We start from the raw sequence: 14,712 nt of genomic DNA, 5'->3' as shown, positions 1-14,712 counted from the left end.
GTGCATCCCACTTTTGCAGATTCCCATGGCTCGCCAGGGAGCACCCTCATCCCCAGCCCTTCTCCCGCAGGAGAAAGGAGCCAAAAGCCCTCTCCTGAGGGAGAGGGTTGGGTGAGGGATTGCATAACTGGGATGCACTCAAAACAGCTACTAGACATAACCTAAATTGCTAATCTGGCATGAATCTGACATTTGGCGTGAGTGAGCCAGAGGCTCACACTACCATTGTGGTAATTCTCTGTAGTGCGAGCTTCTAGCTCGCTGCCCTGATCACTCGCTGCCCTGAGAAGGAGACCCACTACCTCCCTGTGCTCAGTGGTGGCGGTCAGAAATATCACAAAGCATTTACGTTAAAATGCGTAAATGTTTTCGGGCAAGGAAGTCCACGTTCCTGACCCAGCTCCGATTAACGGCTTAATTCTGTATCTAGCATTGAACACGAGATCTATTATTCATCATGTCACTCCAGCACTATAAAGCCATCCTCAAAGAGATTACCCCCCCTCTCCTCTCTCGGAATCTCAGCGCCGTCGTCAAATCATTCTCACCAGAGCCAGAATTACCTCCCCTTGGCAGTGAAGTGATTGCTCAAAATCGATCCCGTATTCGAGGGATTTTTATGCATATTCATAAATGTGCGGGAACATCTCTCATTCATATCTTTGAAACCATTCCCGAAGTGATTTCCTGTGCGGCTCGGCCAGGCAACTTTCCGGCCCGCACGGGATGGGAGGCTATCCCCCAGGATATTCAACAGCAGGCCTATAAATTCACATTCGTTCGGAATCCCTACGCTCGGATTGTGTCAGCCTATCGCATGTTTATTAAAACTGAAATTTGGAAATCACTCTTTCCTACTTTTGATGATTTTGTGGAGTTTTTACAATGGTCTGATGTGCATCACCATACCGTGACAGAAGACATTCCTATGGAGCAGTTTATTCACACCATTGGGAATGCCATTCATCACTGTAGTTCGTTTCATAACCCCAAATATCGACTCGAAGAGATGGATTATCTTGGGCGCGTTGAAACCCTCACCGAGGATATTCAGCAGATCACCAATGCCCTCCAGATTGAGCCGATCGCTGTGCCGCACTTACGCAAGGCTGGGGCAAATCAGGATTATCGCAGTTATTATTCTGCACGCACAAAGGCGATCATTGGCAAAATTTATCAAGCAGATTTAGAACGATTTGACTATCAGTTTTAGTTATTTCACCCTCACCCTAAATCTCTTTCTCCAGCCGGGCGATCGCTTTGTTGCCGGCACAATTGAGATGTACCCCGTTAACGAGTAGTTGTGAGGTGATCCACCGCCGCCATCAAGGCAGCGCGATCGCGCCTTCCCACAAATCCGCCATATTGACAAATTCCGTCCCCATCCAGCACAAAGACATGGAGCACCCCGAAGGGATTTTTCCAGAGTCGCAGGGTGGAGCCGTTGGGGAATCGGTGCTGGATTGGGGCGCGGGTGGCATCGCGGGGGTGAGCGTCGGTGATGCCGGGGACGGTGCGCAGGTGGGCGATCGCGCTGTGGTGGTCGCTGGGTGGAGGCAGGGGGGCGATCGTTGGGTGCGCCCAAAATTGGTGAATGAGCGGGATTAAGTCCGGGTGATTTTTTAGGGCGGCGTGGGCGTGGGGTAACGTCCGCTGCGTCGCGTGGTCGAATTGGGTTGATTGCACCAACACCGTGCGATCGCTGCCCCCATCCACATCCCCCGCGATGCTCAAGGTGGGAATCTGGGCCGCAATTTGGGCGGCGATCGCGCGACGATTTGCCCCCAAATCCGCCGCAATCCCAAGCCCCCACCCGAAAGGATCGACTATCCGCCCCAAATCCGCCCCCCCCACCGGCGAAGCCACCAACACCAACGCCTCCACCCGACTCCACCAATCCGGATGACGCTGAAGCAGTTCCAACCAAATCAAGCCCCCCATGGAATGCCCCACAATCCGCCACGGGTGATCGGGGTGGGTGCGTAGGGTTTGGAGCGCGACTTGTTCGACGGTGGCGATTAAGGGGTCAATCCGCCACCAGGTTTTCCACCAGCCGAGGTCGGGCGCGATGATCGTGGCGTGGGGGGCGAGGGATTGGGCGAGGCCTTGGATGGCGTGGTGAGTATCGGCCCAGCCATGTTGGGCAAAGAGGAGAAATGTTGAGGCTTGGGTCATGGGGCGGGATTGCATGGGTGTTGGGTCTTGAGCGTGATCGGTCGGGGTCTGACAACTGGGGGATCACGATCTAAGATTAATTTTTGCTGACCCGATGGGGGTGAGCGATCGCATCTGTTCTGGGGGATTAACTGTCATGCTACCGAGTGATTTACTCAGTTATCGATCTAATGGGGAAACGGTGATTCCGAAACGCTTGCCGTTAAGTGCGGCGATTCTTGATCTAGCCACAGAACAACTGGAATGCTTTGAATGTTGCGTGGGCAAAACCCAAGGGGAACTCGATGCAGAATTACAAGAGTTAGAAGGAGAGAGTACGGATTATCGAGTCCGGCGGGGGTTTGCCCATATTTTACGCAATAGTTTTAGTACGTTTGAGATTGTTAGTCCGTTGGAGCCGCAGGCATTGCGCGATCGCACCTTTACCCTCGCCGCCGCCCAGCCCCCCTTACCCAACCAACGCACCCAAACCCTCGAAACCCTCGCCCACCACCTCAGCCAAGAACTCAAGCACCCCGTCACTCCCCTCGATCTCGACCACGGCCTCTATGCCGATTTACCCGAAAATCGCATTCTCACCAGCTTTGATCCCCCCACTCCCGAAGCTCTGATCCATCGTTACAATCTCTCACAAGTGCAGGGGATTTTTTATAAAGTCAGTGAGGTGATTATTAACGCCCATCGCAATGTACCGGGGGAATATAAATTACTCTTTCGCTATCTCAAACTCTTTCAATTAATGACCTACATTGAAGGCGATGTGGATCATGGGTTTACGATTAGTTTAGATGGGCCGACGAGCTTATTTAAAACCAGTACGCGCTACGGGTTAGCCTTTGCGAAAATGTTGCCCGCATTACTCCATGTCAAAAAGTGGAGTCTCAGCGCCACCCTCCACCATAAAGATAGTTATACAAAAACCATTAAAACGGGTCGATTCACCCTCGATGATCGCTGCGATTTAGTCACCCATTATGCACCGGGCAAGCCCTACGATAGTTTGCTGGAAGAATCCTTTGTGAAGCGGTGGCAAAAGACGAAAACAGACTGGCAATTGGAGCGGGAGGTGAATTTAATTCCGATTCCGGGGAGTGTGATGATTCCGGATTTTCGGCTCGTGCATCCGGATGGGCGGGATTATATTTTGGAGATTGTGGGGTATTGGCGACCGGAGTATTTACGCAAAAAGTTTAGTCAGGTGCGGCAGTCGGGTGTGGATAATTTGATTTTGGCGATTTCGGAGCGGCTGAATTTGGGGAAGGCGGGGGTTGATCCGGCGACGGTTCCGGCGCGGGTGGTGTGGTTTAAGGACAAGCTGAATCCGAAGGGGGTGCTTGAGGTGTTGGATTGAGTTGCGGGGAGTACAAAAGGGGTTGAGGAGCGCGATCGCAGTTCATTCGCAGTTCATTGCAGCGAGGGTAAGGAGTGGCATTTAGGCAACAGAATCAAGGGCAGCCGTTGATCGCGGAACAGGGGGCGATCGCTGTTCCCCAACCGACTGATGCGGTGCTGGGTCAGACGATCGCCGCCCCCGATCACGGTTTGGTCTTGGGGGGAATTCCGGCCCTAGAACATCGCCTCCATGACCCCGACCCGCACCAGCGCCGCCAAGCCGTCACCGCCGCGATGTACTACGGCGGCGATCGCCCCCTCACCCCCCAAGATCCGGGGGTCGCGTTGGTGATTCGGGCGTTATTGGACGAGTCTTCTGTGGTGCAACGCACGGCCTATCGACTCCTGCGCGATCAGCCCAATCCTAAGATTCAACGGCTCCTAGGGACGTTTTTGCCCTACGCCTTATTTGATTGTCTCTGTCGAATTCCCGTCGGGGCTGCGCCGAGTTTGAGTCCGACCGGGCAAGCGATCGCCTATCAACGCGGCCACCATGTCATTGTCCAGGAATTAGCCACCCGACGGATTTTGCTCAAAATTCCCCGCCTCGATCACCATCCGGAACGCTACGCATTGGGGAATCAGGGTCAACTCTTGGTGCGTCTGATTGATGGCGAGCACAACCGCTTAGAAGTGTGGCAAGGGGGCGAACTCACCCAACAACTCTATTCCCACCACCATCATCGCATCCGGTGTCTGGCCCTCGCCCCGGCTGCGCCCTATCTGGTGACGGGGACGGTGACGGGGCAATTACAGCGTTGGGATCTCCGCAGCGGCACTGTCCAGCAGACCACCAACCCACAGGGGCCAAGCTCCCGCCGTCAGGGGGCGATCGCCCTCACCGTCAGCAGCGATGCCCGCCTGATTGTCAGCAGCCACCGCAACCATACCGTCCAACTCTGGTATCCCCAGCACCGCCGCCGTCCCGCCGTTCTTCCCTGCCATGCCACCACCCTCGCCCTCAGCCCCGACCGCCACATCCTAGCCACTGCCCACTGGGCCAACGAAATCACCCTCTGGAATCTGCGGCAAAACGCCCCGCTGGGACGGTTGCGATCGCTCAGTATTGGCCGGGCGGATCAACTGGTCTTTTCACCCTCAGGGCGGATCTTGGCGAGTAGCGATCGTACCGGCACGATTCGCTTTTGGGACATCTATCAAGGCGACTGCCTCCACACCCTCCACACCCAAGACAGCCCCATCACCCAACTCATTTTCGCCGCCCAAGGTCACGCCCTCCTCAGTTGTCACGGGGATCAGCACATTCGCCTCTGGGCTGTCCCATAATGGTCGCCCCCCAAAAATCCCCCCTACTGCCACGACACAGCTAAAATAATGCTTAACCGTAGGGTGGGTTAGGCGGCTTAAACTCTCGCTATTACTTCAAGTCAGCAATCCGCCGTAACCCACCGATCAACCTGTGTCGTGATACTACTGGCGGGCAAGATGGGTATAACTAGCAGCGGGCAAGATGCCCGCACTCCTTAAACCCTTAGACATGACTGGAGTGGGAGCGTCTCGCTCCCTAGCTGTTCAATAACGCTGCACTAGGAAGACGAAGGGTTTGCCTCGGTTTCCTGGGTTGAGGGTTCCTCCGCGTGAACCGTTTCCCTCTCCTCGTCGCTGGTTTCAACCGGGGTCGCGCTGGCGGATGTTTTCGATTCAAGTTGAGCGTTCATTTTGACCGACTCTTCGATCTTTTCGGCTTCCCGCTTAAATTCATTCTGAAACTCATTGGTGGCATCTTGGAAGCTCCGGATTGTTTTTCCCAAGCTTCGGCCAATCTCTGGGAGTTTCTTCGGCCCAAAAATCAAGAGTGCAACCACAAAAATGAGCGCCATTTCCGGCAAGCCAATTCCAAAAATATTCATAGCCTAGGAGTGAACTGTACAAACAAAAAAACCCGGATAAACCGGGAGGGTGAACAAAAGCCAAGACCAAGCCATTGAATAACCTGAATTGAACTAGTCCGTGAGGTTCGTCCAATCAACATCAAACCCGTTCAGTAACAAGTCTGCGTTGTAAATTTGCAGAATAATCAGCAAAAAGACCAGAAAGAGAACCATGAAGACTCCCATAACCGGAGTTGTTCCCCAACCAGGAGACACTTTACCATATTCGGAATTGAGGGGCTTAAGCCGGTCGCCCAACCATGTGCGTTGTGACATAGATGAATCTCAAGTGAGCGTTTATTAAGGGTTGTGGGGCATCTTCGCTGTTACTGAGAACAGCGGAACGGGGCGGACGTTGGGCAGCGATCGCACATTAAACGCGACTCGTCTAGCCGGTGTCTACCGTTGATGCCATGACTGCAAAGGCAGATGATCACAGCCTGCCCACGAAGGACAGAACCTGGAATCCAATCACTCGTAGTATTATAGAGCTATCGGTATCATAATTTTAATCTTTAACGATGGAATCTGAAACAGTTTTTATTGTTGGCATCGGTGCGCTTGTCATCGCCGCAACCGCCTATTCAATCTATATTTCCTTTGGCTCGCCCTCGGCCGAACTGAATGATCCCTTTGAAGACCACGAAGATTAATCCGTCTCGAAATTGACCAGATTCTAGGGGTTGAGCCGTTTTCAATCCCTTTTTTACGTGGGCGATCGCGGCACATCAGCGATCTCATCCGGCTCGATCTGAAAACTGGCAATTTGCCAGGGGGTGAGGGTGGGGTCTGGGTTGGCTTGGGGTTGTTCTAAGAGATTGACGCGATCGCCCACGGGCCAAGACAGTAACCCCTGGGGCGCAAACGCCGCCGCTTGGCCCGCCGCTTCATAGAGGCGCACCAGATAGCGATGCGGCTCGTCTTCGCTTTGTTTCACCGCCATCAACACAAGGTTATCGTCGGACAGGGTGAGGAAACTGCCCTGGGCTGGCAGGGAACCCCCGGACAGGCCCGGATGGGGGATGACAGCGGGGGGCTGGTTGAGTTCGTAGCCGTGGTGGACGGTGCGGGCGGTGCGCCAGTTGCCGCTGTGGGGATAGAGGCTGTAGGTGAAGTGGTGAAGGTGGCGATCGCAATCCGGATCGGGCCAGACCGGACTCCGCAACAGACTTAAGCGCAATTGATCCGGCTTCACATCATAGCCATACTTACAATCATTCAACACCGCCACCCCATAGCTGCCATCACTCAAGTCCGCCCACCGCAGGGCGGGAATTTCCCATTTAGCTTGTTCGGCGGGGGTTTGGGGTCGGGTGGGACGGGAGATCGTGCCGCAGGGCATTTCCGTTTCGACGGTATCGGCGATGAGGGTGAGGGGAAAGGCGGTTTTAAGGAGAACGTGAGTTTCGCGCCAATCTACCCGGCTGCGGATATCGAGGCGGGGACTGTGGGAGTTGAGGATGTAGTCCTGGGTGATCGTGGATTCGTTGAAGCGGAACGTGACCCGGAGGCGCGATCGCACTTCGCCCCATTCTAACCACTCCCATCGCTCTAGTTGCGGCCCTGGCAAGGGATGTTGCTCATAGGCGGGGTCGATGTTCCACGCATCCCAATATTGCCCCTGATCTTGGAAGGTTTGGAGGAGATTGCCGGGCCCGCGCAAGACTTCGCGCTGGGCTTGTTTGTCCCAAAGTTGCTGAATGTTGCCGGTGTGCGGATCGATGATCACGGCTAGGTGTTCGTTTTCTAGCCGGGGTTCTGCTGGGCAGGGCGCGTTGGGAGGCAAGGGGTCTGAGCCGAGCCAAACGAGGGTATAGCCGACGGAGGGCAGCGCCGGAATCAACGCGATCGCGCCCCCTGCCGCGCTGACCTGAGTGGGTAATATTTGCCCCGTTGCGTCATAAAGTTGCCCCACCCTCGGCAGTTCAATCACCGCGTCCCGTTGCCAGTTGAGGGGGTTAAAAATGAGCAGCGGTTGGGCGTTGGCAATGGGGCAGGGGGGGAGAGGGATGTGAGAAGCGATCGCGGCTAGGGCCTGTTGCTGAATCCCTTGGGCTGTGGCCAAGGCCGCTTCCCACTGGGGATTCGCCTGTTCAAACACGGGACGGATCGAGGTTCCGGGTAAGATATCGTGAAATTGATTGAATAAGACCTGCTTCCACCCTTGCTCTAGGTCGGCGTGGGGGTAGGTAAAGGAATCGAGACGAGAGGCGATCGCGCTCCACAATTCCGCCTCAAACAGTGCCGCCTCACAGCGCCGATTAAACCACTTCTGATCCGCATGTACCGTATAGCAACCGCGATGCAGTTCTAAATACAGTTCATCCGCCCACACCGGTAACGCCTCTTGTTGCGATAGTTGCCCTAAATATTGCGCCGCCGTTGTAAATGTCACGTTGGGAAAACAGGGGGACTGTTGCCAGCGACGGCTCACCGTCAACATATCCCGACTCGGCCCACCGCCATGATCCCCCACTCCTGGCAACCAAAACACATCCCGCAATCCCGTTTGTTGCTCCCATTGCACGCTGTAATTGGTCATTGTGATCGGGTCGGTATCCATCACCCCCGTCACATTCGGCGGTGACATCAAGGTCAGGAGGCGCGTCCCGTCCGGTGCTTCCCACCAGAAAAACCCATGGGGAAATTTGGTGCGATCGTTCCAGTGCAGTTTTTGGGTGACAAAATAGTCAATGCCGCCTTGCTTGAGGAGTTGCGGCAGTTGCCAACAGAAGCCGAAACTATCGGTTAACCACGCGACAGGGGTAATTTTGCCGAACTTGGCAGCGGTGTAGCGTTGGCCGTAGAGCAGTTGCCGGGCAATACTTTCGCCACTGGGTAACAACACATCCGGCTCAATCCACATCCCTCCCACGGGTTCCCATCCTCCCGCCTTGACGGCTACCTGAATCGCGGCGAATAGTTGCGGCCGGTGGGTTTCCATCCACTGGTAGAGGGCGGGGCTGGTGTGGCAAAAGGTGAGTTCTGGGAAATCCTGTTGGAGGTTGAGGACGGATTGAAAGGTGCGCTCGGCCACATCGTAGGTTTCTGCCAATTCCCAGAGCCACGCCATATCCAGGTGAGCATGGCCGAGGATGTGGAAGGTGCGGGTTTTGAGGTCGGCGGCGAAGGGAATCAGGGCCTGGTGGAGGTGCTGAAGTTGCGCGTGCCATTGCGCCGGATTAGGATCTTGGGGCCATTGGATTGGGGTTAAGGCCTGTTCGAGGTGGGGTAATTGCTCCGGATCGAAGCTGCGGAGGTAGTGGCTGAGGACGGCGAGTTCATCGGCGACGAAGCCGGGATCGAGGGCTTGGGCGAGATGGGGGTGATCGGGGCTGAGGTGGGGGGCTTCGTAGCGGAGGTGCGATCGCATCAACGCACCGATGTCATGGTTGGGGCTAACGAGACGGATCGCGACGGCGATCGCCTCTCCCGGTTGAGCGTCTGCCGTGAGCAACACCCGCGCCGAGGAGTCGAACAAGTCCCCCGCCTGTACCGGTTCGCCATTACAGAAAATTTGCGCATCCTCAGCCCACCAGGTCAAACAGAGCCGCAGCGCCATCCCAGCGACGGGGTAGCCCGTCAGGGTTTCAGGAATCGTGAAAGATTGCCACAGCCAGCGCACTCGTCGCCCTTTTTCCCAGACAATATAGCCCTTGGCATTGAGGGCAGCGGGGTTCCAGGTGGCTGGGTTGAAGGACGAGGGCACTGTGGCAACATCAACATCGTGCCAGAGCCAGCGGGATTGCACATCGAGGTGGGCGCGATCGCGGAGCATTTGGATCGTCTCATCAATCACGGTACGGGCGTGATCCGGGGCTAAGGATTGAGTCTGTTCCACCTAAAGCTCTCCGCGGCCTTGGACAACTTGCTTAAGGGTCATCAAACTTTCAACCCCAATCAGGCCCCGTCGTCGGCCTTTTTGGTTGGAAATGCCCAGAAAAATCGAATCGCTCTGTTTCGGGTTGCGGGAAAAGCGCGGCGATGCGTTGATATACACCAGAGCACTATTGACGTTTTGGGCAAAATGGCGACTTTCGGTGTAGGATTCCGTGACGAGACAATCGGCGTGGTTGCTGCTGTGTTGGTTCATCCAAGCGATCGCCGCATCTAGATCCTCCACGAGCTTAAAACTGATGATTTTTTTCAAATAGGCTAGTTTCCACTCTTGGGGCTGCATGGGTGTTAATAACTCAGAAAACTGCTCAACGAGTTCCGGCTCTGCCCGTAGGCTAAATCCTTGCTCTTGGAGAGTGACAAAAAACCGCATTAAAGAGGAGCGTGATTGCGATTGATTGAGGAGCACTTTTTCGATCGCATTTACCGGATCGGGTTCGCTGGCATGGCTATCGAGAATCATCGATCGCGCCAGGTCTAAATCCCCGGATGGCGAGCAATACAGGTAACAATTGCCCATCGCGGTGCGGAGGACGGGGACGGTGGAATGTTGGCTAATGTGTTGGACAAAACTAGCACGACCGTAGGGAATAATTAAGTTGACATAGGGATCTTGGGTGATCAACTCTGCCATGGAAATGCCTTCTTCGCTCGAAATCCATTCAATCGTGCCGGGGGGCAGTTGGGCCGTGGCGATCGCCCGCTGTAACACCTGGGCAATCACGGCGTTGGTATGGCTCGCCTCGCTCGTTCCCCGCAAAATCAACGCATTTCCCGTGCGCAGACACAGCCCCGCCGCGATCGCCGCCAATTCCGGAAAGGCTTCATACACCAGCGTAATCACCCCAAGGGGAACCAGTTGGCAATAGGTTTGTGATGAGGCGATCGGATAGGGTGCGCCCATCACCCGCAGCAGCGGATCAGCACTTTCCCCCAGTCGATAGAGCAGTTGGATCGCTTGTTGCAGCCGTTCTGGGGTGAGTTTGAGCCAGTCTTGCAACACGTCAGACACCGCCATTTCGCGGCTAATTTCCAGGTCTAAGGTGTTCGCTTCTAAAATTTCTGCCTGGGCTGCGTCTAGGCCCTCGGCCATGGCTTGAATCCCACGACTACGCTCTAGCCCTGTCTTAACAGCTAACTGGAGGGAGGCCTCATCAACCCGTTGGGCAATGGCGGTGGCGAGGGGAAGTTTAGAAGACATTGTCTATATTATTGGCGGTAGGATAACCAGAACATCAACCCAGGTATGACGATTAAGAGAATTAAGAGGCACAGACCATAAACAAGGTTGTTTGCGATCGCTTGATTCAGGATCAAAACACAAACAATCGTCCCTAACAATAGACCAAATAACTCTAATGTGGTGAATTTATGCAGAGGATCGCGGCGGGGCACTGACTTCCAGGTTTTGCCCGTCCAACGCCAACGGGGTCGCTGGGGGCGGGTGGTGACAATCTGCTCAAGATACATCCCTTGCTCGGTCACTTCAAAGAGGTGTTGACAGCGATCGCACCCAAAGGCATCGGTGAGCGTAATGCGCTGCAACCGGCCTCGCCGACAGGGACAGGGATAATCACAGGTCAGATCAATGGGGCGGGATGGAGGGGACACTCAGCACAGCAAGAACGACGACAGAGATCATTTTGATATGATATTGAACTTTTGCCGTTGCTGTCTGTATCTGTGCGATCGCACCCCCAGACCCGCGATCGGATCGTGGCGACCCTAAGATGGCTCATACCAACTGGCTCGCCAGGCCGCCTCAGCCGTGGCGACAGATTCTTCTCGCTTCAGGGTGTGGTATTGCTTGGCCAGACGATGGGCCTGGGCCCGCAACTCCCGCAACTTACTCTGATAGGCCGCCACCTGAGGTTCTGCAAATTCAATTTCTGCCAACCGCAGCCGCACCGCCGTCACCTGCACCATCCCAGCGGCGCGATCGCCTTTACCCTGTTCCGTTTCCACCAACACATTCAGCAAGTTGGGCATTTGACCCACACTCCCTTCCTCGGACTGCATCGCTGCTTCAATCACCTTCGGGGGCAATTTGTGAGACATAATCCCTTGCCCTTGGAGGAGGCGATTGGCTTTGGTCGAAAGGGTTTTCAGGTGAGTAGCGATCGCGCCATCCAACTGCTTCAGCCACTGGGCAAACTCCACCGGATTAGTGGGGGGAAGCCCCGCATCGGTCTCCTCCTCCGTCGTTTCATCCTCCCCATCTACGGCCTCATCATCATCATCATCATCGTCCTCGTCCTCGTCGTCATCCGCCGCCAACAGATCCAAATCCGCCTCGATCGTAATAAACTCAATCGACGTGTCCCCGTCCTCATCATTCGCCCTTTGTGCAAACTGCTCCCGCTGCTCCAGTAACTTTTCTTTGAGCAGTTGGAGTTGTTCGGGGCTGATGGGCAACTTATTAAAAATAGGGCCGCCGGAGGGGGACGAGGGTTGAGGGGAGCGCAAGGGGCGATCGAGTAAGCCCGGTAACTGAGTCGCAGCCTCCCGGCCTAGGGCTTGAATCGCCTGTTGGAGTCGTTCGCGATCGCCCACAGACAACGCCAAAAACTCCGTTGGATAAGTGCTCGTACAAATCTGATAGGTGACTAAAATCAGTTGACGCTGAATAGACGCGCCCAAACTCACCAAATATTGACCATATTGCTCCCGAAATCGCCCTTCAAACTCCGCAAACTGAGTTGCGATCGCCTCAAGCTCCCGTTCAATTTTCTGGAGGGATTTACTCATGAAAACACTCCCATACTTCACTACCGATCAACAATTAGGTTATGAGTCACAACAACCCATAACCTAACTGTCATCCCATCAAAATCCAGCGGTGAATCCTGACGAATCCTTACGCTTGTCCCGTTTGGGCAGCCACTTCCGCCGCAAAATCAGTCTCCTGCTTCTCAATCCCTTCACCCAAGACAAAACGGCTAAAGCGGCGGATCTCAATTTTTTCACCAATCTGACCACTGACCTGCTTCACCATTTCATCCACAGTGATGCCTTGATCCTTCACATAGGGTTGATCCAACAAGGAAACTTCCTTCAGACGCTTAGAAATGCGTCCTTCAATGATTTTTTCCTTAATATTGTCGGGCTTATTGCCAAGATCATCACGACCCATTTCGATCGCCTTCTCTTTTTCGACAAACTGTGTCGGAATATCATCAACCCTGACATATTCCACATTTGGGCAAGCCGCCACCTGCATCGCCACGTTGCGGACAAGTTCTTGAAACTCATCGCGGCGGGCCACAAAGTCCGTCTCACAATTCACTTCCACAAGCACACCCACACGGCCCCCCGTATGGATATAGCTGCCCACCAATCCTTCGGCTGCGACGCGGCCCGCTTTTTTCTCCGCCGAGGCAATCCCTTTCTGCCGCAGCCATTCATTGGCTTTTTCCATATCGCCCCCGGATTCTTTGAGGGCTTTTTTACAATCCATCATCCCCGCGCCGGTTCTGTCCCGGAGTTCTTTCACGAGCGCCGCCGATATTGTTCCGGCTTTGGGTTCTGCTTTGGGTTCTGCTGCTTTGGGTTCTGCTGCTTTGGGTTCCGGTGCTGCTGCGGGTGCTGCTGCTTTGGGTTCTGCTTTTGCTTCCGGTGCTGCTGCTTTTGGAGCTTTCTTGTCTGATTTGTTTTTCTTTGCCATGACGTTTTTTAGGGTAAGGATATCCTGCTGAATGCATTCACTATTGTGACATCCACTCCCGCCCTGTCGAAACAGGCCCAAGGAGCGTTTCCGATGCTCTTGCCTCGATTCCGATCCGAATCAAGGTCATCCTAGTTCAACGCTTTATCACCCTACGGCTGGATTGGCAGTGGGGTCAGGGATGGCCTCAGCCCTCATCGGAGCACCTGTCACCGTCATTAACCGTGCATCGTGCATCACCCAAGAGCCAAGGCATCCCCCATTGCGTTGGTGCGAACACAAGGGAAGAGTTGCTGTTACTCTTCGCTGTCGCTGCTGGCGGCGGGTTCGGTGGTCACTGCGATCGCCTCTTCGCCACTCGCCTCAAAGGTCTCGCTTTCCTCGTCGTCAAACTCACCCTCGGCGAGTTCGTCGTCAAACTCTTCGTACTCATCATCAACATCCAGTTGACCGTGGCGGCCTTCATAGATGGCATCCGCTAAACGACCAACAATCAATTTGATCGAGCGGATCGCGTCATCATTGGCCGGAACCGGAATATCCACCAAGTCCGGATCGCAGTTGGTGTCCAGCATCGAGACGATGGGAATATTCAGTTTTTGACATTCGAGGATGGCATTGTATTCACGGCGCTGATCGACGATGACGACAATGTCAGGCGGACGACGCATATTTTTAATGCCGCCGAGGTATTTTTGCAGCTTCATCAACTCGCGCCGCAGCACAGAGGCTTCTTTTTTCGGGCGTTTGTCGAGGTTGCCGCTTTCTTCGAGATGTTCGAGTTCTTTGAGGCGATCGATCCGGGTGCGGATCGTTTCCCAGTTGGTGAGCATACCCCCTAACCACCGTTGGTTAATGAAGTAAGCACCACAGCGGGCGGATTCTTGGGCAATGATGCCAGCGGCTTGGCGTTTGGTGCCGACAAAGAGGACTTTTTTGCCTTTCTCGGCGGCGGTGCGCATATATTCATAGGCTTCGCCCATGAGTTGCGCCGTTTGCACCAAGTCAATGATGTGAACCCCGTTGCGGGCGGTGTAGATATAGGGGTCCATTTTGGGGTTCCAGCGGCGGGTTTGATGCCCAAAATGTACGCCAGACTCTAAGAGACTCGCGAGTGATACGACTGCCATGTTTTTTTGTACTCCTGTTTCGGGTTTATCCTCCATCTGAGCTTGCATTTCACCACTAGGGCGAAACACCCGAAATCTCAGATGTGCGATTTTTGACAACTTTACTAGGGTAGCACGGTGGGGCTACGTTGATGCGATGGAGACCCTAGGGCCGCAGCGAGCTAGAAGCTCGCACGACAGAAGATTCCAGCCATGGGAGTGTGAATATTTGATCCCCTTCGTTAGGGCCGCAGCGAGCTAGAAGCTACAGAAAATTCTATCCATGGGAGTGTGAGCCTCTGGCTCACTCCTGCGGTAGAGATTCGGACGGCAACCCTGTGCAGCAAGCGGGGCTGGGATTAACGAGGCTGATGAACGTGATTGGAGATTTTGAGGGCGTTTTCGCGGCGCGGCGGGGTGGGATGTGGGATGCTAGGAACAGGGTTGACATCCTCACCGGGCTAAAGCCACAGTGATTCCTAAGATTCACATCTTAGGTTTCTGCTTCATAGCAACAGCCTCCACCCGCAAGGAGTTTATGGTCTTACGTTCGCTCCACAGACTATCCCCGCTAGCCCAGCGG

Annotated in this window: 13 protein-coding genes; 4 read left to right on the top strand and 9 right to left on the bottom strand. The window is 54.6% G+C overall.

All coding sequences use genetic code 11. The features are described from left to right. Nucleotides 1-457: 457 nt before the first annotated feature. On the top strand, nucleotides 458-1,213 hold the full coding sequence (locus tag PN477_RS18845) for a sulfotransferase family 2 domain-containing protein (RefSeq protein WP_272147547.1): 756 nt from the start codon (nucleotides 458-460) through the stop codon (nucleotides 1,211-1,213). A gap of 77 nt (nucleotides 1,214-1,290) precedes the next feature. Here the strand turns inward: PN477_RS18845 and PN477_RS18840 are convergent, their stop codons facing one another. Then, a complete protein-coding gene (locus PN477_RS18840) occupies nucleotides 1,291-2,190 on the bottom strand; it encodes an alpha/beta fold hydrolase (RefSeq protein WP_272120040.1) in 900 nt (299 codons plus the stop codon). Nucleotides 2,191-2,311: 121 nt separating this feature from the next. Here PN477_RS18840 and PN477_RS18835 point away from each other — a divergent pair, with 121 nt between their 5' ends. Beyond that, nucleotides 2,312-3,526, top strand: coding sequence for a DUF790 family protein (locus tag PN477_RS18835; protein WP_272120039.1), 1,215 nt, complete (start codon nucleotides 2,312-2,314; stop codon nucleotides 3,524-3,526). 74 nt (nucleotides 3,527-3,600) lie between these two features. Next, nucleotides 3,601-4,854, top strand: a complete 1,254-nt coding sequence (locus PN477_RS18830; RefSeq protein WP_272120038.1) for a WD40 domain-containing protein — start codon at nucleotides 3,601-3,603, stop codon at nucleotides 4,852-4,854. Between the two features lie 260 nt (nucleotides 4,855-5,114). Here the strand turns inward: PN477_RS18830 and PN477_RS18825 are convergent, their stop codons facing one another. Beyond that, entirely contained in the window at nucleotides 5,115-5,438 is a 324-nt protein-coding gene (locus PN477_RS18825) for a TatA/E family twin arginine-targeting protein translocase (RefSeq protein ID WP_072621710.1), read from the bottom strand. Nucleotides 5,439-5,531: 93 nt separating this feature from the next. Next, entirely contained in the window at nucleotides 5,532-5,735 is a 204-nt protein-coding gene (psbH, locus tag PN477_RS18820; protein WP_072621709.1) for a photosystem II reaction center phosphoprotein PsbH, read from the bottom strand. Nucleotides 5,736-5,980: 245 nt separating this feature from the next. Between psbH and psbN the strand changes: the two genes are divergently transcribed. Beyond that, nucleotides 5,981-6,112: a photosystem II protein N gene (gene psbN, locus PN477_RS18815; RefSeq protein ID WP_072621708.1), complete on the top strand. Its 132-nt coding sequence runs from the start codon at nucleotides 5,981-5,983 to the stop codon at nucleotides 6,110-6,112. Between the two features lie 53 nt (nucleotides 6,113-6,165). On the opposite strand, the gene PN477_RS18810 is transcribed toward psbN, so the two are convergent. The 6 genes from PN477_RS18810 to rpsB form a co-directional block, all read right to left on the bottom strand. Beyond that, a complete protein-coding gene (locus PN477_RS18810; RefSeq protein WP_272120037.1) occupies nucleotides 6,166-9,300 on the bottom strand; it encodes an alpha-mannosidase in 3,135 nt (1,044 codons plus the stop codon). After that, nucleotides 9,301-10,557 carry a glutamate-5-semialdehyde dehydrogenase gene (locus PN477_RS18805; protein ID WP_272120036.1) on the bottom strand — a complete coding sequence of 419 codons (1,257 nt, stop codon included), beginning with the start codon at nucleotides 10,555-10,557 and terminating at the stop codon, nucleotides 9,301-9,303. An 8-nt stretch (nucleotides 10,558-10,565) separates the two neighbouring features. Then, nucleotides 10,566-10,967, bottom strand: coding sequence for a hypothetical protein (locus PN477_RS18800; protein ID WP_272120035.1), 402 nt, complete (start codon nucleotides 10,965-10,967; stop codon nucleotides 10,566-10,568). Between the two features lie 114 nt (nucleotides 10,968-11,081). Then, on the bottom strand, nucleotides 11,082-12,104 hold the full coding sequence (locus PN477_RS18795; protein ID WP_272120034.1) for a hypothetical protein: 1,023 nt from the start codon (nucleotides 12,102-12,104) through the stop codon (nucleotides 11,082-11,084). 109 nt (nucleotides 12,105-12,213) lie between these two features. After that, nucleotides 12,214-13,020, bottom strand: a complete 807-nt coding sequence (gene tsf, locus PN477_RS18790; RefSeq protein WP_272120033.1) for a translation elongation factor Ts — start codon at nucleotides 13,018-13,020, stop codon at nucleotides 12,214-12,216. 296 nt (nucleotides 13,021-13,316) lie between these two features. Then, nucleotides 13,317-14,150, bottom strand: a complete 834-nt coding sequence (gene rpsB, locus PN477_RS18785) for a 30S ribosomal protein S2 (protein ID WP_334310555.1) — start codon at nucleotides 14,148-14,150, stop codon at nucleotides 13,317-13,319. Nucleotides 14,151-14,712: the final 562 nt, after the last annotated feature.

Origin of the sequence: Spirulina subsalsa CS-330, assembly GCF_028330765.1 — a bacterium.
GTDB classification, from domain to species: domain Bacteria; phylum Cyanobacteriota; class Cyanobacteriia; order Cyanobacteriales; family Spirulinaceae; genus Spirulina; species Spirulina subsalsa_A.
This window is presented reverse-complemented; position numbering and strand designations above follow the sequence as displayed.